This window comes from Endozoicomonas sp. YOMI1 (genome assembly GCF_024606345.1).
GTDB lineage: Bacteria > Pseudomonadota > Gammaproteobacteria > Pseudomonadales > Endozoicomonadaceae > Endozoicomonas.
In genome coordinates this window covers 1-24,370 of record NZ_JAHHPM010000489.1, presented here as the reverse complement: position 1 = coordinate 24,370, position 24,370 = coordinate 1, and the positions used below count along the sequence as shown (strand labels likewise).

The window sequence follows — 24,370 nt, the reverse complement described above, 5'->3', positions numbered from 1 at the left end:
ATAGCCGTAGCTATGTGACCGGAGTTGTAACGCCGCAGAGTGACTGATTACTTAGCCAGAAAATATGATTTCATTTGGTTAACTACTTACCACTTCAAATAAAATTGGCTCCATCAGGCGCCATTTTTACGAAAATGTCATGATCAGTAATTAACCACCGCACTGATCCGGAACAGACAGCTCGCCACTGGCATCCGTCATCCACTGGTTCAGCTCTTCCAGATCTACCGGGCTGAGAGTGCCCACAGCCTGTTTCAGCTTCAGCGTATTGACGATAAAGTCATAACGGGTGTTCAGATAGTTACTGATGGAAGAATAGAGTTGCTGCTGAGCGTCCAGAACATCAGTGATGTTGCGGGTACCCACCTCATAGCCACTTTGAGTCGCTTTCAGTGCACTTTCTGACGAGATAATCACCTGACAGCTGGCATGAACCCGGTCCACATCAGAGGTAGCGGTTCTCAGCAGGTTACGGGTATTGGCATTGGTGCCCCTGAGTTGCTGATCGTAATTTTTCTGGGCTTCTTCCAGTTGAAAGCTCGCTTGACGGGTAACAGACGAGGTAGCACCACCAGAGAAAATCGGCAGATCGAACTGAACACCTACAACGGTATCAGTACGATCGCCAGAAAGAATTGTGGACCTGGCCTGGCTGGAATTGTTAGAGCTGAAGTTATAGCTGGCAAAGGCATTAACTGTTGGAGCATGACCAGACTTGCTGGCTTTTACTTTGGACTTGGAAGCCGTTAACCCTTCCCGGGCCGCTTTCAACCCCAGGTTATTGGCCAGTGCCGTATTGACCCACTCTTCAGGGTTGTTTGGCGTCGGGGCAACCACTGGCATTGCCTTCTCCAGCTGGGCAATATCGGTGACGTCCTGGTTTACAATGGTCCGCAGCCCTTCGTAGCTGACAGAGACCAGATTCTCAGCCTGAATGCGGGCCACTCGGGCATTATCATAAGCTGCACGGGCAACCAGAACATCTGTTTCTGCAATCAGGCCCACATTGTAACGCTCACGAGCCTGATCCAGTTGCTGCTTCAATGCTCTTTCCTGGGCTTTCGCGGTCATCAGGCTGTCTTCAGACCGGAGCACATTGAAATAGGACTCAGCCACACGCAGGATCAATTGTTGCCGGGCATTGGCAAATACGGCAGAGGCCTGATCCCCGACAGACCTGGCCTGCTCATAATTGAACCAGCTGTTCATATTGAACAGCGGCTGGGTTAATGTCGCGCCCCACCCATGAGAGTTATAGTTTTCATCCTCATCTGGACCATTCGTTAGTTCAGAAGATGTCTTATTATATTGCGTTTTAGCAGACAGCCCGAAGGTTGGTAGCAATGTAGCCAGGCTCTGGTTAACAGTCTCCTGGGTCGCTTTCATGGATGCCTTGGCAGCCGCCAGCTGGGCATCGTTCTCCAGCGCCATATTGTAAACCTCGAGCAGGTTGTACTGAGTTGGTGCAGCCTGCACGTTTAACACGGCACCCGCGAGGGCGGCAAGCAGAAACCCTCTACGACTATTTCGTAACATAATCTTGTGATCCTTGGAAAGTTCGCCAGTCATTCTTAACTGGTCAACGGTTGCCAGACTGGTCCCTGGTTGGGGATAAAATCGCTGTATCAAACTCAGATCAAGGAAATCTACACTAATTTACGCAAAAAATGCAGTACTATGACGAATTCCTCAATGGATATTGCTTCTTTAGGCTGAAGGTAGGAGAACGCTATACTAGGTGTTATGAAAAGACATTCGCTAAAACCCAACTATCGTGTCAACCTGATCCGCCTGCAACAGATTGGTGAAAGAAACTATCTGCGTCTTATGCGCCTGCTGCCCGGGCTATCAGATCAGGAGCACTTTCGCCTGCCGGTTAAGCACAAAAACAGTCTGGATAGCGCCGTGGAATGGCTGGTCATTGACGTTTTGGAACGGTCGCCATTTACCACTTTGTTAACGTTGCAGATGGAAGCTGACTGGGGGCAATTATTCAACATGCCGAAAGCCGAAGTGCGTCTTTATCACGACGTTAAGATGGCCGAAATTGTCTCTCGAAAAACAAGCAAGATAATCCAGCCACGGTACCATTATCCCAATAGTAAAATGCATCAGCCTGATGAAAAAGAGCAGCATAATCAGTTTCTGGCTCAATGGCTTGATTACGCTTTACCTGCCAGTCGAACTTATACAGAAAAAACAGGATAACGAAAACACTGATAAAAACATACGGATATCTCAGGGAAACGGAGCTGGAACTGCTGACAACCTGTTTGCAACAGGATCTGCTGCCAGACGGTCAGATAGTAACCAGCGTTGTAAGAGTTAGTGATAAACCAATGAAAGTCGATCTGAAATCAAACGGTTACTGACCGGCTATCAACAACCGATTGTCAGTTTCCTGCCAAGAACATCTTTCAGAATTAATCGATTAGAATCATATAACTATTTTTTATTAAATAGGCTCGCATCCTTTCCTAGATTTATTGTTAGGAGCAGTAAACATAAGGATGTAGTTATGACCAGGATAAACTCCATGCATCAGGATGAGTGGGACGATGCTTTCTGGAACAGTAATCATGAACACAGAAAGGCAAAAGCACGGAAAGCAAGGCACAAGGGGCTAAAATCATCAACCATAAGAGAGGGCATTGAAGACTACTTTGAGAAAAGCAAATTGAAAAACAGTATTTCAGAAAGTTTTCAAGAGTCTGATGATTATGACGAAGTAAACAAGCCCAGCTACAAACCCCGAATCTGAATCATATTGCCAGCCAAAAATGCCACTCATTGAATGTGGCATTTTTATTTATGGCATGGCCAGAAAAGTTCAAACTAATACAGAAAGGTAGAAATGGTTCATAAATAAGGCATAACAACAATAACTCCAGTATCAGGAATCGTGAGCGGTATGTGTTTCATCATCTGATAAGGCCTAACTGCCATAAATGTTCTTTACTGATCAGAAATCGACTTTACGATTATGGGGTAATGACAAATGACAACACCTCCCGAACTCCAATACCTCCATGGCTTTGGTAACGAACATGAAACCGAAGCCCTGGCAGGTGCCCTCCCCATCGGGCAATTCAATCCGCAACGTGCGCCCATGGGGCTCTACACAGAGCAGTTCTCCACAACCGCGTTCACAGCGCCAAGGCATCAGAACAGAAGAACCTGGATGTACCGGGTTCGCCCTTCAGCAGCCCAGGGCAATTATCAACCAATGGCACCGAACCTGCTTCGCTCTGGCCCGGTTACTGAGGTGCCAGCGCCCCCGGACATGATGCGCTGGGACGCTCTTGACCTCCCTGCAGCAGAAACCGATTTTGTTGATGGGCTGGTCACCTTGGCGGCCAATGGTAACCTCCACGCTCAGACCGGCTCTGCTGTACATATGTACCTGACCAACCAGGATATGACCAATCGCTTCTTTTACAACGCCGATGGCGAGCTGCTGATCGTCCCTCAACAGGGAGCTATTCTGGCACGAACCGAGCTGGGCAACCTGCATGTGCCTCCTGGTGAGATTCTGGTCATTCCCCGGGGCATCAAGTTTCAGATTCAACTACCGGAAGGCACGGCCAGAGGCTACATCTGTGAAAATTACGGAGCACCATTTACCCTTCCCGAACGCGGACCGGTAGGAGCCAATGGTTACGCCAATGATCGGGATTTCCATTATCCGGTGGCCTGCTTTGAAGATATCGACGGTGAGTTTGAACTGGTGGCCAAGTTTGCCGGAAACCTCTTCAGCTGCTACCTGGATCACTCTCCCCTGGATGTGGTCGCCTGGGTGGGCACGTCTGCCCCCTATAAATACAACCTGTCTCGCTTCAATGTGATCAACACCGTCAGCTTCGACCACCCTGACCCATCCATCTTCACCGTATTAACCTCTCAGAGTGACACTCCCGGGATCGCCAATGTGGATTTCGTCATCTTCCCGCCCCGCTGGATGGTAGCGGAAAACACATTCCGTCCTCCCTGGTATCACCGCAATGTCATGAGTGAATTTATGGGGCTGATTCACGGCATTTATGACGCCAAGGAACAAGGATTTGTTCCCGGTGGTGCCAGCCTCCACAACTGCATGAGCCCCCACGGACCCGAGGCTGAAGTGTTTGAAAAAGCCAGTGCCGCAGAGCTGAAGCCAGTGCAGTACAAAGACACCATGGCCTTTATGTTTGAGTCCCGCTTTGTCTTTGCGCCAACCCGGTTTGCGCTGGAAAGTAATGCCCGCCAAACCGACTATATTGATTGCTGGAAAGGGCTCAAGAAGCACTTCAGCCGACAACAATAACAATAAATAACTTGTCGTTTTTCTAACATACGCCGGAGACTGAAAGCTCATCATGCTGACACTCAATGAAACACACGATGTAAACCTGACCAGCTGGGTTACATCGGCCAATAACAAAAGCAGTGATTTTCCCATTCAAAACCTGCCTTTTGCCATCTTCCGACGCAAAGACCGTGGTGAATCTTTTCGGGCCGGCGTAGCCATTGGCAACCAGGTTCTGGACCTTGCCGCCGTTTCCCAAACCCCAGTATTTTCACAGACAGGTGCTTCAGGACAATCCCGTGAGGCTCTGGAAACCTGCTGTGATGAAACGCTCAACCGATTTATGGGTCTTGGTGTTGAGCACTGGTCATCCCTGCGATGGGCATTATCCAAAGCCCTGCGCACCGGTGCCCCGGAAGAAGCAGAACTGTCGGGCTGTCTGGTTGATATGGACGATGTGGAATATCGCCTCCCCTGCCAGATTGGTGATTACACCGACTTTTATACATCCATCTACCATGCCACCAGCGTAGGTTCACTGTTCAGACCCGATAACCCATTGCTGCCCAACTACAAGTGGGTACCCATTGGCTACCATGGCCGCGCATCTTCTATTGACGTATCTGGCCAGAATTTTCACCGCCCCTGCGGCCAGACCAAAGCGCCGGATGCTGACACTCCCTCTTTCGGTCCCTGTAAACGGCTGGATTATGAGCTGGAAATGGGGATCTTCATTGGCCCTGGCAACGCCCTGGGAGAACCGGTCACGCTGGATCAGGCTGATCAACACGTATTTGGTCTCTGCCTGTTCAATGACTGGTCTGCCCGGGATCTTCAGGCCTGGGAGTACCAGCCACTGGGTCCATTTTTATCCAAGAGTTTTGCTTCCACCGTTTCACCCTGGATTGTCACGCTGGAAGCGCTGGTGCCCTACCTGACCAACTTTGAACGCCCCGCCAGTGATCCTCAGCCAATGCCTTATCTTGACTCCCGGAAAAACCGCCAGCAGGGCTCCATTGATATTCAGCTCTCTGCGCATCTACTGACCAGACAGATGGATCAGGAAGGAGACACACCGGCGAAACTGTCACAATCCAGCTTCCGTCATTCCTACTGGACCATCAATCAGATGGTGGCGCACCATACCGTGAATGGCTGCAACCTCCGGCCGGGTGATCTATTTGGCAGCGGCACTCAGTCAGGCCCCGAACCAGAAGAAGCGGGTTCCCTGCTGGAGCTTTCCCAAGGTGGAAAAAAACCTCTGTCTCTGCCCAACGGTGAAACAAGAACATTCCTCGAAGATGGCGATACCGTCATTTTCAACGGCTGGTGTGAAAAGGCCGGACATGCCCGTATCGGCTTTGGTGAAGTACAGGCAACGATTTTACCGGCTCAAGCGTTTCTGCCTGCCCGGACGGATATTGGAGAATAAACACCATGAAACTCTACAGCTACTTCCGCTCATCGGCTGCCTATCGGGTAAGGATTGCCCTGAACCTGAAAGAGCTTGATTATCAACAATCGGCCATCAATCTACTGAAAGGTGAGCAGGGCCTGGAGGAGTATAAAAATATCAACCCCCAGGGACTGGTACCCACATTATCTATCGATAAAAACACCGATAAAGGGATGCTCACCCAGTCTCTGGCCATTATTGAGTGGTTGGAAGAGTCATTCCCGGAACGCTCCATTATCCCTGGAGATCCATGGAAAAAAGCCCGGTTGCGCAGCCTCGCTTACCAGATCAGCTGTGACATTCACCCGATCAATAACCTCAGAGTGCTGAAATACCTGCAGCAGGAACTGGCGGTGAGTGACGATGCCAAAACACAGTGGTATAAGCACTGGATTCACACAGGTTTTACCGCATTGGAAGCACAGCTGGATGACCAGCCCTTCTGCTGCTCGGAACAGCCCTCTATAGCCGACATATGCCTTGTACCACAAGTATTTAATGCCCTGCGCTTTAAGATGGAAATGTCAGACTTCCCAAAAATCCATGAAATCTACCAGCACTGCAATACGCAGCCAGCATTTATTGATGCGGCACCGGAAAACCAGCCGGACGCCGTGTAAGGGGCTATTGTTAAGGATTTTTTTACTCGTCCGGGAAAAGGTCGCCGCCCGCTTCCCGACGCTCGCTGCCCGCAAAAGCACATGTGGTTCCGGTTTTCGGATAGCGGGAGGCCGGCAGCGGGTAGCGTCTGTAGAAATATTCATCCAAAAAAGCGTAACAGTGTGCGAGTCACCAGCTCTGGTTTCTGGGCGTGAACCCAGTGGCCCGCTCCCGGTATCACCCGCATAGATGCTGATGGAAAGAGAGCAAGCACCTGCTCACGATGCTCTGGCAAAATATAGTCAGACTCGCCTCCCTTGATAAACAGGGTTTCATTGGCAAAACCCGTATCAGAGTGCTGCCCGGCAAGGACTTCCAGGTAATGTGTCATAATCGCAGGCAGGTTCACCCGCCAGCGATAGTTACCCTGCTCATCACGATAGAGGTTTTTCAGCAGGAATTGACGCACACCTTGTTCTGCTTCATAGGCTTCCAGAAAACGGTCCGCTTCGGTACGGCTTTTCAGCGTATTCAAAGGCATGGACGACAACCCCTCAAGAATACTGTCGTGTCGCCTTGCCTGATAAGTTACCGGCGCAATATCGATCACAGCCAGCCTGGTAACGCGCTCCGGCGCCATCAGGGCAACCGTCATCGCCACCTTACCGCCCATGGAATGGCCAACCAAATGCACTTTCTCAAGCTGGTTATCATCCATATATTCCAGAACATCCTGGGCCATGACCGGATAATTCATATCCTTATCATGGGGTGAGCGTCCATGATTGCGAAGATCCAACCCATGAACACGAAATGATTCAGCAAGACCACGGTTGATCATCCCCAGGTTTTCCTGAGAGCCAAACAGACCATGCAGACTGATCACATCAGTCCCCTGCCCCTGCTGTCTTGCGTACAATTTCATGTTTTCACTGCTTCTCTATAGGTTGCTGACAAACGGAAAATACTGATCAGGAATTCTACCTAAACGCCAGTACAACCGTCTCTGCATTTGGTACAAAGATAATAAATTGAGCTTTGCCAGAAAAGCCAGCGGATTATTTATGCTAACCCAAAAGCAGGAAAAGTGAAGCCATCTTTTTTAAACGTATTTCTTATCCCATCCTGAAAAAATCAACATAAAAACAAAAGGAACTAAAAGGCATATTTCTGGTCTGAAAATTTAAATTTGTTGAAATAGCTTTTATCGAAATGAACCCTAAAAATACGACTTTTCAAAATGCATCTACTAATCACCCTACCCTAAACCACCTTCTCTCTTTGGGCAATCAGCCACAATCAACTCAAAAACTTAATGCTACTTATGCACAGAGAGCTTATAACCAGCGGCAAGTTGATCATAGTCCATTACAGGCATACCTCCTGAAGTATGAAGGTACGTCCCCTACCTCATCTACTCCTGTTATACAAAGACAGATGGCTCTTAAAGCTCAAACAGAAAATCATTTACCTCGTAATAAGCCATCCAGTCTGCATGCTTTTTTAGAGAGCAGTGCAAATAATCCCCCCGTTACATGGTTAAACAAGGAACACGGTATTCTGAAAGTAAACAACTGGAGCCTGACAGAAGCTCAATGGAAGCAAAATCAACGTCAACAAGGCGTCTTGAATCCCAGTGACCTACATAATGCTTTATGCGACTCAGAAGATATAGACTTCCTGTCTGATCAGCAGTATAAACTCTCGTTGTATAAGACCGAATTAGTTACCAAAATGGCAACTACCAGAGCATCGCGTCATCAGCATGTGCCCTACAACATACCTGAGCGACTTAAAGGATCAGAACACCGCTTATCTCCGGACTCTTCAAGCACAGGGGTCAACATAACCAAACCAACTCAAGATGAAATAGCCTCATCTCCACAGATGTTTGGTTGTACTTTTCTGGCAAGACAGGCGGATATTGGCAAATCCATAACATGGATTGATAAAGCCAGAGGTGCATTAAAAGTAATAAATCCTGAGCAATTGAGCAAGGCGTGGCTTTTACTCCAACAGCAATATAACGTGGTTAATGGCGAAACATTACAAGATGCTTTAAAGAAAGAATCTGAACTGAATGATATACAATGTTTAGGTTTAACAGCTGCAAGTGAAATCATTTTTCAACTTAATTACAAACATTATTCAGCTGATACCACTTCGTCAGTAAAGAATAACCAAACCATTGCATTATCCACTTCGAAGCAAGCCAATACTTATACAAACCCGCCTCAAGACCCAATATCAACGCTGACAAATACAAAGCTCTCAATGCCTGGTGATGTCCTTGATGTTTTGAAAGCACAACCGTGGACTCCAATAGTTCAATCAGACGATAGACAAATACCATTGGGTGTTCAGTCCGCCAAAACAGCTGAACCGATAAATCCGGTTTACAAAGCACCAAAAAGCTGCGAAGGCTGACTGTCTTTTATTTTTTTAAACGCTGAAGTACAACAAAGCTTTGCAACGACTCTGGAACCACCCTGGCAATCATCATTAATTCAGCTACCGAACTCATCGGGTCTGGCAAATCAAACCAAACTCGACAAAATAATTATAAAAACCCCCGTCTTGGTAGCCGAGTTACTGACTGTCAGGCTTACTTAATTTATTATAAATCTCAACAGCCAGAAGATGCATTTCTGGCATGATTTGAAACATTAACTGTAACTGTTGCAACAGTAAACGAGTCTCAGGCCGCCCATCGTCCAGCCATTCATCGGTTAATTCCGCTTTAGCAAGGCTCCCACGACTTTGCACAGAGCTCCCCATCAACTGCTTCTCCAACAACCGTAAATGTTTATCCATGAATTGATATTGTGCCAGCAGTTCTTCCTGAAAAGAGCCGCCACCCAACTGCATCCGGTGTGCACCCAGAGTGGAGATATAACTCAGCATTGCATGGGAAAGCGTCAGGAAGCGAAAGCTCTCATCCTTTGCCCGCTGATAGCGGGCAGGTTCAGTCAGCATATTCATAATGGCGGCATTTAGCCGGGCATCCATATTGTGCGCATGACGACGAGACAAACGATACGCCACTGTATCCCGTTTACCAGTCTGATACTGCTCCATAACCTGAACCAGATACTCTCTATGCCTGGATATGGTCAATGCCATAATCCGATTCAGCCGCCTGGATTCCCAGTCAGGCAAAATAAACACAACCGCACTAACAGCCAGCAGGCAGCCCAAGAGGGTATCCCCCAGGCGAGGCAAAATCACAGAAAAGCCCAACCCCTGTTGATTAAAACAAAACAACACCAGCAAGGTAATAAAGGCTGTTGCCAGATCATAGCGTACGGTACGAAATGCAAAAAACAGAATTCCGCTGATCACCATCAGGACCAGCTGACCTTCCTGCCCCGGAAAAAGGTACAAAAGCGGTATGCCTGTCAGGAGACCAGCAAGGGTGCCAACGACCCTCTGGGCAAGTTTCTGTCGCGTTGCGCTGTAGCTGGGCTGACAGACAAACAGGATGGTCAGCAGAACCCAGTAACCGGGTTGCAGGTTCAACCCCAGAATCAGCCCGTAACCCAGTGTTAGCGATGTTGCCAGGCGAAGACCATGTCGGAATAGAGGGCTGTCCAGGCGACACTCATTCCAGATACAAAGCAGGTGAGCCTTGATTCCCCTGGGGTTGGAATCAGCCAATATGCGCTCGTCGACGGATATTTCTGAGCCCGGGTGTCCCACAGATGATATTTGCAATTCCACTGTCGTCAGATTTTTCAGCAGATATTCCAGCTGAACCAGCAAAGATCGCCACTGAGGATTACTCTGTTGCAGATATTTCAGCGACTGCTGCAGCTCATCAAGAACCGCTGTATTCTCGTTATCATGCAGATACTCTCGCCCCATGGCCAGAGACCGGGCTATGGCCCGGCATGATTTGGCCTGAACTCGCAACATTTTCTGAAAGCGAAAAAGAATATCGCTGCGGGAAAAACGCTCTGCCAGATCCTGATATCGATAATGAGAGGAACTCGCCCGCTCATGGATATCCTGGGCAAGAAAGTATATGTGCAGGAAAGGCTGTTCTTTCACACTGTCCTGTCGGCGGACTCTCTGGAGCAAAGAGGCCTTGGCCTGGTTCAGAGCGTTAACAACACTGACATTTTTTCTGGCCAACTCCAGACGCAGAGGCTGAGGATTCATATTGGCGACGGGATCAAACAGCTGACTTTTACTGTCAAAATAACCCGCCAGCTCTTTGAATACCTTGGCCAGGGATTGTTGCACAGGTCGATTAGGCCAGAGGATATGCCAGGCCAGAGACAGCACACCATACCAGAGCGCGCCACTGAGCAGCAGCTTCGGCTGCTCCCACAGGCTCGGGCTTGCCCCCGCACCCAGCATGGTGTAAACCGCCAGCAACAGCGAAGCAAATGCCATACTGCTGTACCTTGGCCCCATAGCACCGAGCATGGTAAATCCAAAAGTCGAACTGCAAAGCCCGGCAGCAAAAAGCAATGGATAATCAAACAGCAGCTCAATTGACAGTGATGCCAGCAGAAAACAGGCAAGCATCATGATCAGCGCTTTAATTCTTCCCCTGAGGTTGTCATCCACTTCAGCCAGGGCAGCGGCAATAACGCCCAGAACCAAGGGTGTGATTTCATCAGGGGATCCCCGATACCAGGCAGGCAAGGTAACGCCTGTCAGGGCAAAAAAGACTTTTACACTGTAATTAATCCGGTCGTTTGCCCAGTAATTGCGGAAGGGTTGGAAGATATCAGGGAAGAACATAATGGAGAGCTGGTTGCCGGACGATTGATCTAAAGTTCATGAGCATACCCGAAAAAAGCGCTCTGGTAAGCCATACTTTTCTCAGCCTTTTAATATGTTTTCTCAGCCTTTTAATATGAATCAGTAATTAACCAGGTTTTCAGCCAGAGCGCAGAATGACCTTTTATCAGGAATTACCCAATGCGAATTGCGCTACTTTCCCGTAACGAGCGGTTATACTCATCCCGCCGCATCATAGAGGCTGCAGAAGCCAGAGGTCATACGATCGATGTTATTGATATTTTGAGTTGCTATATGAATATCAATGACAAAAACCCCAGTATCCACATGAAAGGGGTTGAGTTGCCTCACTATGATGCTGTGATTCCACGCATTGGTGCCTCCAACACCTTTTACGGAACAGCGGTTCTTCGCCAGTTTGAAATGATGAACTGTTACTCACTGAATGAGTCTCTGGCCATTGCCCGCTCCCGTGACAAGTTACGGTCAATGCAACTGTTGTCGCGTAAAGGGGTTGGCTTGCCGGTTACCGGCTTTGCCAGTGGTCCGGGCGATATTCCTGACCTGATCGATATGGTTGGGGGCGCGCCTCTGGTGATCAAATTACTGGAAGGCACCCAGGGAATTGGTGTGGTCCTTGCTGAGACCCGAAAAGCAGCAGAAAGTGTCCTGGAAGCATTTATGGGTCTGAAAGCCAATATTATGGTTCAGGAATACATCAAAGAGGCCGGTGGTGCCGATATTCGCTGTTTTGTCATTGGCGACAAAGTAATCGCAGCGATGAAACGTCAGGCATCTGAAGGCGAGTTCCGCTCCAACATACACCGGGGTGGCAGTGCCAGCCTGGTGAAACTGACGAAAGACGAGCGAGCTACCGCAGTAAAGGCGGCAAAAGCCATGGGCCTGAGACTGGCTGGAGTGGATATTCTTCGCTCCAACCGCGGCCCCCTGGTGATGGAGGTCAACTCATCTCCGGGGCTGGAAGGTATTGAGCGGGCAACGGCCAACGATGTAGCCAACTGCATTATCGAATACCTTGAAAATAACTATCGCCGCACCAGTAACACACGAATTACCGGATAACACCACTTCACAACCACCATCACTCTGATTAAACAAACACCCGAGTGATGCTTTTCAACCCCGGTCTCTTCCTTTGGCTTGATGACCAGGGCTGGAGTCTTCCATGGAAAGAGCGCAACCTCTAAAGCTATTTGGCCATACCATTTTGCCAGGTACACGACAACAACTTAATATCCCTGTCGTCAGACTCTACACCGATACGCCCATTGATCTTCGGATTGAGGTTATTCACGGCCGCAAAAAAGGCCCATGCCTGTTAGTGACGGCGGCCATTCATGGTGATGAACTGAATGGCGTGGAAATCTGCCGACAAATCCTCGGCCATAAAAGCCTGTCGAAAATCCATGGTACCCTGATTGTCATTCCCGTGGTTAATCAGCTCGGATTCATCCAGCAAATTCGCTACCTGCCTGATCGCAGGGACCTGAACCGTTGCTTCCCGGGATCCAGCAAAGGCTCCCTGGGCGGAAGGCTTGCCAACCTGATTACGACGGGTATTTTTCCCCACGTTGACTATGCCCTGGACCTTCACACCGGAGCCATTCACAGAACCAACCTGCCACAGCTGAGAACCGACCTGACCAACGGGAAATGTCTTGGTCTGGCCAGAGCCTTTGGTGCACCGGTGATCCTCCACTCATCCCTGAGAGATGGCTCTTTCCGCCATGCTGCCAATGAGTACAATATTCCGGCACTGGTTTATGAAGCAGGTGAAGCGTTACGACTGGAACAGGCTTCCATCAAGCTGGGCTTCAAAGGCGTTATGCGTGTTATGCGTCATCTGCATATGCTGGCCGGGAAACCCGCCAAAGCATCGGCTATTCAGCCATGGGAGTGCAACCAGAGCCAATGGCTGCGAAGCTCAAGGGATGGTTTGGTGTTACTTCATACCAAACAGGGTCACCTGGTAAAAGAAGGGGACACAATGATGACCATTGTCAATCCGTTTGACGCCAATGACAGCGAAAGCATTACCGCACCGTTTGATGGTGTTGTTATTGGCCTTAGCCAACTGCCACTGGCCAACGAGGGCGATGCCCTGGTCCATCTTGCCAAAGTCAGCAGTACCCTGGCAGATACCGAGTATGATCAGGAGGTGATTGAAGAAGTACTTGACCTGGGAGTTAGCCAGTTGCCGGTACCCGAAAATCACGATTAAATGGCAACAATTTTCTTTCTCCGACTGCTCACCTTTAAAAAGTGACAGGCAGTTTACTGACCATACGATAATGAAAAAATCTCATCTTTGATTGGCAATTTACTGCCCCCCTCTCACCCCATCTGCAATCTGCCGATTGGGTGTTCTGTTAATCTATTGGCAATGACCAGCGGACATCGTCCAACACTGGATAAAGCAGGAAAGTCATACTATGTACTAAGGCACCATTGGGGTGAAAACTATGTTCACATACACCGAAGGCCGTTTTACTAATGGGTACTTTACCGCCGCAAAATCAGGTCCCGTAACACTTGCTCCGGCTAATTTCAGCGAGGCGGAATCGGAATCAACAGAAGAGTCGGCCACGTCGGAATCCTCCACCGGAGAAACCGGGTACGATTTGATTAGTTGCCTCACTTGCGACACAAGGGATATTTCTTTCGAGTGGAAAACAGGAATAGTAAAGGATGGATCACAAACAGCAACCGGCCCTGTTCGGGCGGCGAAACCTTCAGGATTGCACATGGGCAGAATATCAAAACTGGCAGGCATGATCAGCTGCAGTTCGGGCAGGGAGGCGGCTTCAGTTTGTACCACTGAGCGCAAGGCCGAAACCGTCGTCAGCATGTTATTACTCTTCAAGCCTTGGTGGTTCAGTTGCAGAACCGGTTGCCTACGGGCGGCATTGAGTTCAGCAAGGTATTGCTGTTTATCAACATTCAGAGCAAATCTACAGGAATCTGAGTATATATCCTCAATTTTTATGACGTCAGCATCCTGCCTTTTCATATCGTCTATCGCAAAGTTAGCCCACAATTTACTTTGCCAGATTGAATCCATATCAACGCACGCTTTGCCCTCGGGACCGTGAACCTGAATCTCAGAAAAAACGAAACCATAGCTTGCCATCTGGTCTGCCGAAGGCCATTTCGGGAATTCATCCAGTATGCAAGTGCCATCGTCGTTATAATAAGAGCGCACTCTCAGATGGTGCTCAAAGGCTTGCGCATCATGAAGTTCAGAGAAACCATGGAGCACAATAATGTTCCTGACGGACAGTTCCTTGATTTTTTCCGGCTCCAGGAACGATTCATGGGGTAATTGATGTCTGAAAAGCAGTCGAGTGTCAGGGTTCAGCGGAGCAACTTTTCGTTTTCCTGAATCAAAAGAGACCAGGCAACAGCCAACATGGTCAACGGTTGCCTGTTCTATCAGTCGGTTACTGGCACCATCAGTAGTAAAAGTCTTGTGTCCGGTACCATGACGCCAGAATAACTTGGAAGATTGGCGATCCCGAACAACATTTTCGTCGTCGCCCCAGAATTCATGAAACATTGAGAAATGTGAAGAAATTGGACCCATTAGAAAAATCTCCTCAATTTTCTTTCTATGTTCAAAAGATGACAGCTAACTTTCTGACCATACAATAATGAAAAAGTTTCATCTTTGACTTCGGAAGTACCTGACTTTCAGTACCGATAGAATGATGCCAACAGCCTCGACAACTGCAGAAACAACCGGGGTTTATCGTTATAACCCAGTTGCCCAGCCCAGTAGTAACATCGGAATAATCACCCGGGTGACCTGGCATAAAATCCGAACCTGTACCTTCGTACTGGTCGGCTCGGGTTTGACCGTAGCAGCGATAGCGGCCGGTGCTGCCGATGCTGTTAAACCTGCCGCGGTTTTTGCCACTGGCGGGCTTCTTTGCCTGACAACTGCACTTTATCGAAGCCTCAACCCCTTGCCATTAACTCAGCGTAACATTGCGCCGCTTTGTCAAACCCCGACAGCAGGCTCACCGGCCCGGGTTGCATCACTTCTGCCTGGTTCACAGTGCCTCGCAGCCAGTGATGCCCGCCAAACCGTCACAACACAGCCCATTCAGACAGTCATCACCGGGAACAGCACAGAACTGCCTGCCATTGCCGAAACTCTAAAAGGCATCCTGCATGCCCTTGGATCGGTTACGCAAATATTTCCCGATTCCTCCCGCTCTGCAGAGGTCTCCAAACGTTTCCGGGATCTGCGCAAAAGATCCAGAGATGTTCCCTTTGAGCAAAATCTCAATGGTGGGGCCTGTGCCAGGACCAGTGCCGCTAACTTCCGGGATTATGCCATCCCCAAATGCAGCAATATAAGCTGTCACCAGGCATACTGCGCCATGCCTGGCCAGGCATACCATGCCAACTACATCGACATGCATTACGGTAATTTCATTGCTGCACAGGGGGCAGTCAACAGAACCCATAACCGTTTCCTGCAGCTGCTGGCAGTTAACGATACGGCCGTTTCTGTTGCCTTGGTCACTGAGAGCGAACTCAACAGGCCTGATAACACCCGCATTGGACCAACCGACACTCTTCAGCCGAAAACCATTCCTGCACTACAAATCACCACAACAACAGGCACGGAGACATTGCCTTCTGTATCAGTAAGTCTGGTCGGCTCAATTGATGTGCCAGATATGAAACTGAGGATCGACCAGCTGGAAATTAATGGCAAACCGCACTTTCGAATGAATGAAATGGGCTGGGTTGATGGAACAGCCAACAATCCGATAAGACTGGCAGCCATCACGATGATTGCCGAAACATTGAGAAAACATCCGGCAGTGCTGGAGCGGGCAAATCATCCGATGGTGGTTAACTGTAACGCCGGGGTAGGCCGGACCGGTACTTTCATTGTCGCCAGCGATATCATCCGTCACTATGGGCAAAATCCCCAGGGGGACACGCTGGATATTGACAGTAAGATTCTTGCCGCCAAGCAGCGCAGATCAGTGCAGTTTGTGCAAAACTCTGGCCAGTACCAGAACCTGGTCACATTGCAAGAGAACCGAAACACCCTACTACAGGCTCTGTTTGAGGCAGTGAAGTGAACTACTCTCGCCCCTGAATTCATTTATCCGCAGGTTGCCCCACGGATAAACGATCATGAGACAATAGAGGCTCCCGGTTAAACAGATACAGCCGCTTTGATATGGGGATGAGCTTGATAATTCACCAGCTCAAAGTCATCAACGGTAAACTCAAAAAGATCACGAATTGCCGGGTTTAACTTCATCTGAGGTCGCTGATAAGGTGTGCGACTTAACTGCTCTTCTGCCTGTTCAAGATGATTAGCGTACAAGTGAGCATCACCAAAAGTATGAACAAAATCACCGGGTTCCAGGTCACAGACCTGGGCAATCATCATCGTCAACAGCGCATAGGAAGCAATATTAAAAGGCACCCCCAGGAAAATATCAGCGCTGCGTTGATACAGCTGGCAGGATAACTTTCCATCCAGTACATAAAATTGAAAAAGGCAGTGGCAGGGTGGTAACGCCTGGCGTCCCATAGCGGCATTGTCTTTTGGCGAGTAGGCGACATCAGGAAGTACCGATGGATTCCAGGCACTGATCACCATTCGTCTCGAATCCGGGTTGGTTTTGATCTCATTCAACAGCCACTGAATCTGGTCGACCACTTCACCATTGGCCCCCTGCCAGCTGCGCCACTGTTTGCCATAAACCGGACCGAGATCACCGTCGTCGGTTGCCCACTCATTCCAGATCCGGACACCGTTTTCCTGAAGGTAGCCGATATTGGTCTCCCCTTTGAGGAACCACAATAATTCATGAATGATTGAACGCAGGTGGGACTTTTTGGTGGTCACCAGTGGAAAGCCTTCGGAAAGATCAAAGCGCATCTGATAGCCAAACACACTGTAGGTACCCGTGCCGGTCCGATCCGCTTTGAAAGTGCCATGGTCTTTCACATGCCGCAGGAGGTCCAGATATTCTTTCATCGTTTTTTCGATCCGCTCTCTTTATGCTTATGCTCTGGGCAGTTTTTCTGCTTCTGCCCAGGGCAGTTATTCACTCTGGCCTTTGCCAGCCAGGCCGCTTCATCACTATTCAAACCATTAACCAATGGGTGGTGACGATACCCCCAAACCATAAACACTATACCCATAATCACCATCGGCAAAGACAACAGCTGCCCCATGGTTAGCCAGTCAAAGGCAATAAAACCAAGTTGGGCATCCGGCTCCCGCACAAACTCAACGGCAAACCTTGCCAGCCCATAGATCAGCAGGAACAGTCCGGAAATGGCCATTCTTGGCCTGGGCTTTGATGAAAACCACCACAGTATGCCAAACAGCACAAGCCCTTCCAGAAAGAACTGATAAAGCTGGGAAGGGTGTCTTGCCACTTGACCGGGATCGGTGGGAAAAACCATGGCCCATGGCACATCAGAGGCCCTGCCCCAAAGCTCTCCACCAATAAAGTTTCCTATTCGACCAAGACCCAGCCCCAAAGGCACCAGTGGGGCAATAAAGTCGGTCACCTGAAAAAAACGCTTGCCCTGGGAACGGCCATAGAGCCACATGGCCACAAGAACCCCAAGCAGACCACCGTGAAAGGACATGCCTCCACTCCATACTTTGAACAACCAGAGCGGATCTCTTACAAAATAGTCAAATTGATAGAAGATGACATACCCGAATCGTCCGCCCAGGATAACCCCGATAGCACCATAAAAAATCAGGTCACTGACCTGTTCCGGACGCCATAAGCCAGCGGATCTCCGGGCACGAATACCACCGAGCCAAAGTGCCAGTGCAAAGCCGGCAAGGTACATCAGGCCATACCAGTGCACACTTAAGGGGCCGAGGCTGAACGCCACGGGATCAATCTCAGGATACGCAATCACAAACCATTTCCGATCAGTAAAAACTGTTTAAGAGTACCAAGGTAATTGGCTACTGAGCCAGCATACAGTAAAGCCATCTCCTGACCTAATGCTGGCAGAACGCAACGAACAATGGAATATGTTGGGTACACTGCTGGACGCCGATGATACTGATATCACCCAGTTGACTTTTGGCAAAGAGCACCTGCTCTGCCGACTGTTCAAGTTCAGGGCGAATTTTGACATTGATGACAGTTCATTGATGTCACTCACGAAAATAATCCTGAAGAATTTGCTGGATTTGCAAGACCAGAATGGCCAGCCTCTGATTGAGATGGAACGTTTTAACGAGCGCAACGGAAGTAAGGGCTATCGCATATGCATCACACAACCCGGAAAAGCCACTCGTTCAAGGCGTGTGGCTGCTCGTTCAGTGGCGAATTTGCCCGGGCTCGTACTACCAGCTGGAATTAAAAAAAGTATGATGGAACGGTTGCTGCTCGCTGTAAACAAGCGACAGCTGCAAAGCAGAGAGAGCATTTAAGCCGATAGTCTCAGGTATTAATGGCGAGTTAATTTTGAAAATATACTGTCGTCCAGCTGTTTGGCCTGGGTGCCATCCAGTTTATAGCCCGGCAGGCCGGTATTTTTCATCTGAATCATGATATGGCCACCGTAGACCATAAACTGTTCCGTAAGATCGGGAGTACCGGAGGTTAACATCGACTGGTGAAATGCCTCGGAGATCCCGGTCCGATCTTTATTGCTTTTGCAACCGGTAAAAAGGTCAATGCCCATAATGGCGGATAGCTCTTTTAATTTTCCGGAGAAATAAAAGGGACCTGATTGTTCGGCAACCTGCTTCAGGCCGCCACGGGTGTTGTACAGCGCCCATAACTGATCAGCCAGCTCCTTTGCCCTATGCTGTTTGCTGGCTGATAGTGCTGGAAGTTTTTTTCCCAATAAGCCTCCGTACTGATGGTTCGAACCCACTAATTGTTGCAGTGCAGTTCTATTGACCTCCATCACGGTTTTCCAGGTGTTGGCATTAGCCAAAAGGATTTTGCCAGACAATGATTTTTGCCTGTCTGGCAAGGCCAGTTTATTGCAAGGTGTAACCGCCATGACCGCCCGTGGCCTGATTTTCACGGCAGCGGACTTGCCATCAGCGTAATGGATGGTTAGCGTGCGCTCTTTATTGGACATTTCCATTAACTTTTTGTGCAGCTTTTCAGTCCACTCTTTTTCATTTTCAAGGCCTGCGGCTCTCGCTATGCGGCTATCGCGTATATGATCCGGGCTCAGCAAATTCAGGTACAGGCAATCCAGTTTAATCGGTTGGTGATCGGGATTTTTCATGGCATTTTTTAACGCCTGTTTATGGTTGTGAAGCAAAAGGGCGGTAAATATTTCATCGAGGCGCTGGTCGGTTACGCGATCTATATTTTCGCCTTTTTCCTTGTAGGCATAAGGGCAGCCCACCCGGATATGCCTGGCCGTCTCCTGACCATCAACTTTCATGGTATAGGCCAGCATATTGACTGCATGAGGAGAGTTCCGCTCCATTGAAAGAGCCAATTTGTCATGATAGCTGTTTTGGAAAGGGTCTCTGTTTCCCCGCCTGGCACCAGCAGTGTCATCTTGCAGACGCATGGACGCTGCCGGAGTGTATTGAAGAGAGACCTGATGCCATTGGTTATGCTGATAAATATGAAGTCGACTGCTAAACGACTCACTATTCTCTGCCAAAACCTTCATGAGTACCTGTTCAAATAGATCGGCTTTAAACCGTTTTTTTAGTTCTCTGTGCAGTCCACTGAGTTCTTGAATGGCCTCAGGAACACACTGGACAACCTTGCCAGCACTGGTCAGTGCGATTGCCCTTTTACTATCGATGATTGCTGCGATTTTCTGGTCAGCATTTTTCTTTGCAGACTGAGTGTTGGATAACCGCTTGACCACTTCGGCATAGATATCAACCTGTTTAAGATATTGTTTGCCGCCTCTGAAATCGTATTTGGCTGCATCCTGTATATATCTTTTTAAGCCCGCTATATCATCTTCAATAGCACCCGTTATTTCTACCAGTCTTGTGCTGAGATGTTTGCTGCCACTGCCTGTCAACTGCCTTGCCTGTTGCAGTAGGCTGCCCTCAATCTTTGCCCAGTGTGCCGCTATCCACCTGATATCCGGGCCATTTTCCAACAATAAGCGTTGAGTCGAGTGGATGAATGATTGTACTTTTTTCCGGTGTGCCGTTAATTGGTCAGCCAGTTTTTCTATTTTTTCCGGTGTATTTATCGTTGTGATGGCAAGTTTTGCCTCCGGTGAGAAGCGGTTTTTTACACCAGCAGGTGATGGTTTGTAGCTATCTGTTGTGATGTATATTGGTATTTTTTTTATTTCGTTAAGTCTCGATATAAACGGTTCAGGGTTATTGACCCTGGGGAGTAGCTGATTGATGTTTTCCAGAATTTCTTTTTTTCTGGAGGGTGGGGGCAGCTGACTTAGCTGGCGGGCTCTTGAATCTTTTATTTTTTTGGTAAGCCGGATAGCCGTGTTAATCAGTGGTTGCAGGTTGTCTATAACCATTAGTCGGCTGTTGACAGGAATTAAACAGAATGTATCACCTGATGGCATTGTCAGGCTGATTTTTAAATCTTTTGGCAAATTTAGTGTTAAGACTAAATCTTTATAGTTATTTAAGGCTGTTTTGTCGGAAAGGTCATTGTTCAGATCACCATTGTTTATGTACTCCAGTAACGATTTCAGTGCTCTATAAGACTCACTGATGTAGTGATTTTCTGAATTTGTCCGGTTAATTTTCGCCAGTTCTCCATCCGTTGAGAGTATCTCTTTCAATTCCTGCTCTGGTACTGTCCAGTTTTTTTCAACCATGAGGGGACTTGACTCAACTGGCTTTATTTTCTCAAAATTTGTGATTGCCCTGGTTCCCTGATTCCCTTTGTCTGCCTGTATGCCAGGCTCTTTCAGCCTGGCAGGTGATACATCCTTATGGTATTTTTTCCCGGAGATTTTATGTTCAGGTGGAGGAAAATCGTGGGTCAAGCTAGTGGAGCCAGGCTTGTTGGGTTCAATGGAGGATGCCATGGGTAAATCCTTTTAGCTTTAAACCTCAAAGTTCAAAAAATAAATCTCAATACTGAATGTCTGGTATATCGCCATTTTTAACACCAGCTAAACCCTATTCCTTTCAGCTTTGCAAGCCTGGTTCGCTGGCTTGAAAAAAAGCTATCCACCCAAGAGTATGGGTGGATATAGCAAGAGCCATGGCCCGTTATAGAAGCACCAGAAGTCGCCTTTTCTCATTTTACCTTTGCATTTCAGTCCTGCTTTTGTCGGTGTTTCATCCAGCGCCAGGATATGGCTTTCAAGTGAACGGACTATTTGATGATTCCACTGTATTTCCACTGTTTGTTGGAACAACACCAGTTGTTGAAATAGCATCAGACAAAGAACTGACAATTTCATCTCCGTGGAATTCAACTCCATTTCTGATATCTCCCAGATTATCTGCCAATCTCTCTATATCCGAAAATTGCTCCTTGTCTAGCCTCTCCTTTAAAATGCTACGTACTGTTATATCTCTCATAATGGGCTGATCAATATTGGCACCCAGATTGATTAGTTGGTTAATAAATTGAAGGCTTGTTGAATCAATCTTTTGCTGCAAGGCAATATGGCATAATGCGGTACGACCTTCAGAGTCCTTGGCATCGACGCAGAGTTGATGACAATCTAATAAACGTTGAATTGTCTTTTCGTAGGGGTTGGAACTGTAGGCATTCTTATCTTTCCATTCCTTGTAACCGGAAATAGCTATTTGAAGTGGTGTTTTTCCTTCGAGGCCGAGAGCATTGACATCTCCATTGTCTATTAATGTTTTGATAACAAGCTCGCCACCATTCTGAATAGCATAAATAAGTGGTGTTTCATTGTCGACTTTTAAATTATCAATACTTAGCCGATATATCATTATGTTCAGCAGGAATGATAAGTCGGATTGGATAATCGACATTAATAATTTTTCTTTGTCGTTACCATTAAGATCACTAGCCTTGAGTGCCTGCATCTTTTCTATTATTTTTTCATAATCTTTGTGTTCGAACGAATTTCTGGAGTGAGGTTTATATAGGTTGGCAATCGATTGTATTAACGGCAACGGGTCAATTCTGTTTTCTTCCGGATTATCTGCCAATGTCGCTATTTTAGAAAAATAATTCTTCGTTAGCCTCCTCTGTAAAAAGCCGCGTACTGTCACATCGCTATCAATGGGCTGATCAATACTGGCCCCCCGATTGATTAATTTATACATTAACTGAAAACTTGATAAATCAAACATTTTCCACAACAAGATAATATAGCATAATGCGGTACGACCTTTAGAGTCCTTGGCATCAACGCAGAGTTTATGATAATCCAAAATCCATTGAATTGTCTTTTCGTAGGGGTTAAGAAAAGGTCTTAAGGGATTCTCATCATTCCAATTCTTGTAACAGCCAATGGCTACCTGGAGCGGTGTTTTTCCTTCGAGGCTGAGAGCATTGACATCTCCATTTTCTATTAATTTCTTGATAACAAGCTCGCTGCCACCACTCTGAACAGCATAAATAAGTAGGGTTTCATTGTTGACTTTTAAATTATTAATACCTAGCCGATTTATCATTATACCCAGCAGGCATGGTTGGTCGCACTTGATAATCAACATTAATAATTTTTCTTTGTAGTTATCTTTGAGATCACTAGCCTTGAGTGCCAGCATCTCTTCTTTTATTTTATTTTTAGATTCGATCCGATCCATGATGCCAAGTTTTTTTAGGTTGGCAATCGATAACATCAATGGGTCATCATATAATTCATGGCTAAAACCATTTTCGACCACCCTGGCAAGACGGAATCCTTTGTTTAAAATGCTGGAATATAGATCGCTATTCACACCACTTTTATCAGGATGAAAATATCTTGACAACTCTTTAATAATGTACGCCATATTTGAATCGTCTGTATGTAGATCAATCTTTAATAGACTGGCTAACAGAAACCTGAATATTTTCTTTTCATTTTCAGTTATTAGATCTTTGTTATCATATTTCTCCAGAATTGATTCCAGGAAGTTTCCGACACCTTCAAGTTCCTTGAATGACTCCTTTAAATGTCTCACCTTCGGACTCTTTCGATTCACTACCTTCTCTGGCCTCTCTATCTCCTCAATCAGCTCAAGCTTCTCCATCTCCTGCAGAGCGATTTGTATTTCTTTTGAATCGGCAATCTTACTCTCTATAACTCTACAGAAATTTTGGGCATGCCTGTTAAATTTATCAATAAAATCAGGGGTTTTAGCAAGAGTTGGTAATACATGAATGATTTCAATATTTCTTTCATTGATCGGTGTGTTATGCGGACTTTTATTGCAATGGGCGAGACTCTGCTGATTATAAACCTCCATGAGTTTACTTTTTAAATCGGGTCCCACAGATATTCCAGTGCCTGCATGCATCAAATGGCCATCTTTGCCATTTACGTCAAACAGGAAATGTGAAATCAAATTACTCTGTTCTATGGTCATAGCATTATACTTCCTTCCAGTATTTTTTTATAAATTGCTTCCAGACTTAATTACTTATCAGGCGATTAGACTTCTGCTGGTACGAAAAGTTCAATTAAGAGAAGCACAACCCGAAAAGCTCACTATAATTGCATGAAATCCTTTAAAAGAAAGCTGAGTCAATGCTATGAATCTTGCCGTCCCTGGCAGCAAACCTGCAATTGATATTGTTGTGGCCTCTGAGTCAACAATGAAAATTCGTGCCGTAGAGAAAGCTTTTGCTTGCTACCGGGTTAATCTGATTGCGACCAAAGCACGTTCCGGGATAAATAGCCAGCCCGTTGAAAACGAAACCTATACGGGAGCTGGCAACAGAATAAAAGACGCGAAAGCAAAGTACCAGTCAACAGGTCATGACGCTGATTTTTTGTTGGTGGCTATCGAAAATGGTATTTTCCATGAGCAGGTAAACGGTCAGAAAGTATGGTTAGATAAAGCCGTCGTTATTGTCGAGACATCCGGTGGCATGCAGTACATCAGGGAAACATCGCCGGTACTATTGCCTGCAGAGTGTGTCGCTATCGCCAGGCAAAGGGGATTTGAAAATACAACGGTAGGCCAGGTTATGGCCGAAATAGACAGTACGGTTCAGCATGATGACCCCCACTCAAGCTTGCCACCTTTTAAATCCCGTCAGGAATATCTGGAAGAAACACTGGTTGAAATGGCAGGCACCTTAAGTAGTTAACCAAATGAAATCATATTTTCTGACTAAGTGATCAGTCACTCT

19 protein-coding genes are annotated in these 24,370 nt (G+C 47.4%); 11 read left to right on the top strand and 8 right to left on the bottom strand.

All coding sequences use genetic code 11. The annotated features are described in order from the left end of the window. Positions 1 to 150: 150 nt before the first annotated feature. Positions 151 to 1,536: a TolC family outer membrane protein gene (locus tag KDK15_RS17235; protein WP_257296626.1), complete on the bottom strand. Its 1,386-nt coding sequence runs from the start codon at positions 1,534 to 1,536 to the stop codon at positions 151 to 153. Between the two features lie 207 nt (positions 1,537 to 1,743). Between KDK15_RS17235 and KDK15_RS17230 the strand changes: the two genes are divergently transcribed. From KDK15_RS17230 to maiA, 5 genes are all read left to right on the top strand, one after another. Continuing rightward, on the top strand, positions 1,744 to 2,208 hold the full coding sequence (locus KDK15_RS17230; protein ID WP_257296625.1) for a DUF1249 domain-containing protein: 465 nt from the start codon (positions 1,744 to 1,746) through the stop codon (positions 2,206 to 2,208). 310 nt (positions 2,209 to 2,518) lie between these two features. After that, positions 2,519 to 2,761, top strand: a complete 243-nt coding sequence (locus KDK15_RS17225) for a hypothetical protein (protein ID WP_257296624.1) — start codon at positions 2,519 to 2,521, stop codon at positions 2,759 to 2,761. 237 nt (positions 2,762 to 2,998) lie between these two features. Beyond that, positions 2,999 to 4,303 (top strand): homogentisate 1,2-dioxygenase, encoded by a 1,305-nt coding sequence (gene hmgA, locus KDK15_RS17220; protein WP_257296623.1) that lies wholly within the window; start codon positions 2,999 to 3,001, stop codon positions 4,301 to 4,303. Between the two features lie 52 nt (positions 4,304 to 4,355). After that, a complete protein-coding gene (gene fahA, locus KDK15_RS17215; protein ID WP_257296622.1) occupies positions 4,356 to 5,717 on the top strand; it encodes a fumarylacetoacetase in 1,362 nt (453 codons plus the stop codon). Positions 5,718 to 5,722: 5 nt separating this feature from the next. Then, positions 5,723 to 6,361, top strand: a complete 639-nt coding sequence (maiA, locus tag KDK15_RS17210) for a maleylacetoacetate isomerase (RefSeq protein ID WP_257296621.1) — start codon at positions 5,723 to 5,725, stop codon at positions 6,359 to 6,361. A gap of 140 nt (positions 6,362 to 6,501) precedes the next feature. Here the strand turns inward: maiA and KDK15_RS17205 are convergent, their stop codons facing one another. Next, the gene (locus KDK15_RS17205) at positions 6,502 to 7,266 is read right to left on the bottom strand and encodes an alpha/beta fold hydrolase (RefSeq protein ID WP_257296620.1); all 765 of its coding nucleotides are present in this window, start codon (positions 7,264 to 7,266) and stop codon (positions 6,502 to 6,504) included. 287 nt (positions 7,267 to 7,553) lie between these two features. Here KDK15_RS17205 and KDK15_RS17200 point away from each other — a divergent pair, with 287 nt between their 5' ends. Next, entirely contained in the window at positions 7,554 to 8,768 is a 1,215-nt protein-coding gene (locus tag KDK15_RS17200; RefSeq protein ID WP_257296619.1) for a hypothetical protein, read from the top strand. Positions 8,769 to 8,930: 162 nt separating this feature from the next. Here the strand turns inward: KDK15_RS17200 and yccS are convergent, their stop codons facing one another. Beyond that, positions 8,931 to 11,093, bottom strand: a complete 2,163-nt coding sequence (gene yccS / locus KDK15_RS17195) for a YccS family putative transporter (protein ID WP_257296618.1) — start codon at positions 11,091 to 11,093, stop codon at positions 8,931 to 8,933. Between the two features lie 180 nt (positions 11,094 to 11,273). On the opposite strand from yccS, the gene rimK reads away from it, so the two are divergent. Together rimK and KDK15_RS17185 are read left to right on the top strand one after the other, a co-directional pair. Then, positions 11,274 to 12,176 carry a 30S ribosomal protein S6--L-glutamate ligase gene (gene rimK, locus KDK15_RS17190; RefSeq protein WP_257296617.1) on the top strand — a complete coding sequence of 301 codons (903 nt, stop codon included), beginning with the start codon at positions 11,274 to 11,276 and terminating at the stop codon, positions 12,174 to 12,176. Positions 12,177 to 12,279: 103 nt separating this feature from the next. Beyond that, complete coding sequence (locus tag KDK15_RS17185) at positions 12,280 to 13,335, top strand: succinylglutamate desuccinylase/aspartoacylase family protein (RefSeq protein WP_257296616.1); 1,056 nt, start codon at positions 12,280 to 12,282, stop codon at positions 13,333 to 13,335. A gap of 216 nt (positions 13,336 to 13,551) precedes the next feature. Here KDK15_RS17185 and KDK15_RS17180 read toward each other — a convergent pair whose 3' ends face one another. Beyond that, positions 13,552 to 14,697: a hypothetical protein gene (locus KDK15_RS17180; RefSeq protein ID WP_257296615.1), complete on the bottom strand. Its 1,146-nt coding sequence runs from the start codon at positions 14,695 to 14,697 to the stop codon at positions 13,552 to 13,554. 121 nt (positions 14,698 to 14,818) lie between these two features. On the opposite strand from KDK15_RS17180, the gene KDK15_RS17175 reads away from it, so the two are divergent. Next, positions 14,819 to 16,216 (top strand): protein-tyrosine phosphatase family protein, encoded by a 1,398-nt coding sequence (locus tag KDK15_RS17175; RefSeq protein WP_257296614.1) that lies wholly within the window; start codon positions 14,819 to 14,821, stop codon positions 16,214 to 16,216. A 77-nt stretch (positions 16,217 to 16,293) separates the two neighbouring features. On the opposite strand, the gene KDK15_RS17170 is transcribed toward KDK15_RS17175, so the two are convergent. Both KDK15_RS17170 and lgt read right to left on the bottom strand, forming a co-directional pair. Further along, complete coding sequence (locus tag KDK15_RS17170; RefSeq protein ID WP_257296613.1) at positions 16,294 to 17,127, bottom strand: thymidylate synthase; 834 nt, start codon at positions 17,125 to 17,127, stop codon at positions 16,294 to 16,296. Next, the gene (gene lgt / locus KDK15_RS17165; RefSeq protein ID WP_373691397.1) at positions 17,124 to 18,035 is read right to left on the bottom strand and encodes a prolipoprotein diacylglyceryl transferase; all 912 of its coding nucleotides are present in this window, start codon (positions 18,033 to 18,035) and stop codon (positions 17,124 to 17,126) included. The genes KDK15_RS17170 and lgt overlap by 4 nt, the downstream gene beginning before the upstream one ends. A gap of 88 nt (positions 18,036 to 18,123) precedes the next feature. On the opposite strand from lgt, the gene KDK15_RS17160 reads away from it, so the two are divergent. Next, positions 18,124 to 18,558, top strand: a complete 435-nt coding sequence (locus KDK15_RS17160) for a hypothetical protein (RefSeq protein ID WP_257296612.1) — start codon at positions 18,124 to 18,126, stop codon at positions 18,556 to 18,558. Positions 18,559 to 18,575: 17 nt separating this feature from the next. Here KDK15_RS17160 and KDK15_RS17155 read toward each other — a convergent pair whose 3' ends face one another. Then, a complete protein-coding gene (locus KDK15_RS17155; RefSeq protein WP_257296611.1) occupies positions 18,576 to 21,125 on the bottom strand; it encodes an inositol phosphate phosphatase SopB in 2,550 nt (849 codons plus the stop codon). 280 nt (positions 21,126 to 21,405) lie between these two features. Then, entirely contained in the window at positions 21,406 to 23,601 is a 2,196-nt protein-coding gene (locus tag KDK15_RS17150) for an ankyrin repeat domain-containing protein (RefSeq protein ID WP_257296610.1), read from the bottom strand. Positions 23,602 to 23,767: 166 nt separating this feature from the next. On the opposite strand from KDK15_RS17150, the gene KDK15_RS17145 reads away from it, so the two are divergent. Next, positions 23,768 to 24,328, top strand: coding sequence for an inosine/xanthosine triphosphatase (locus KDK15_RS17145; protein WP_257296609.1), 561 nt, complete (start codon positions 23,768 to 23,770; stop codon positions 24,326 to 24,328). Positions 24,329 to 24,370: the final 42 nt, after the last annotated feature.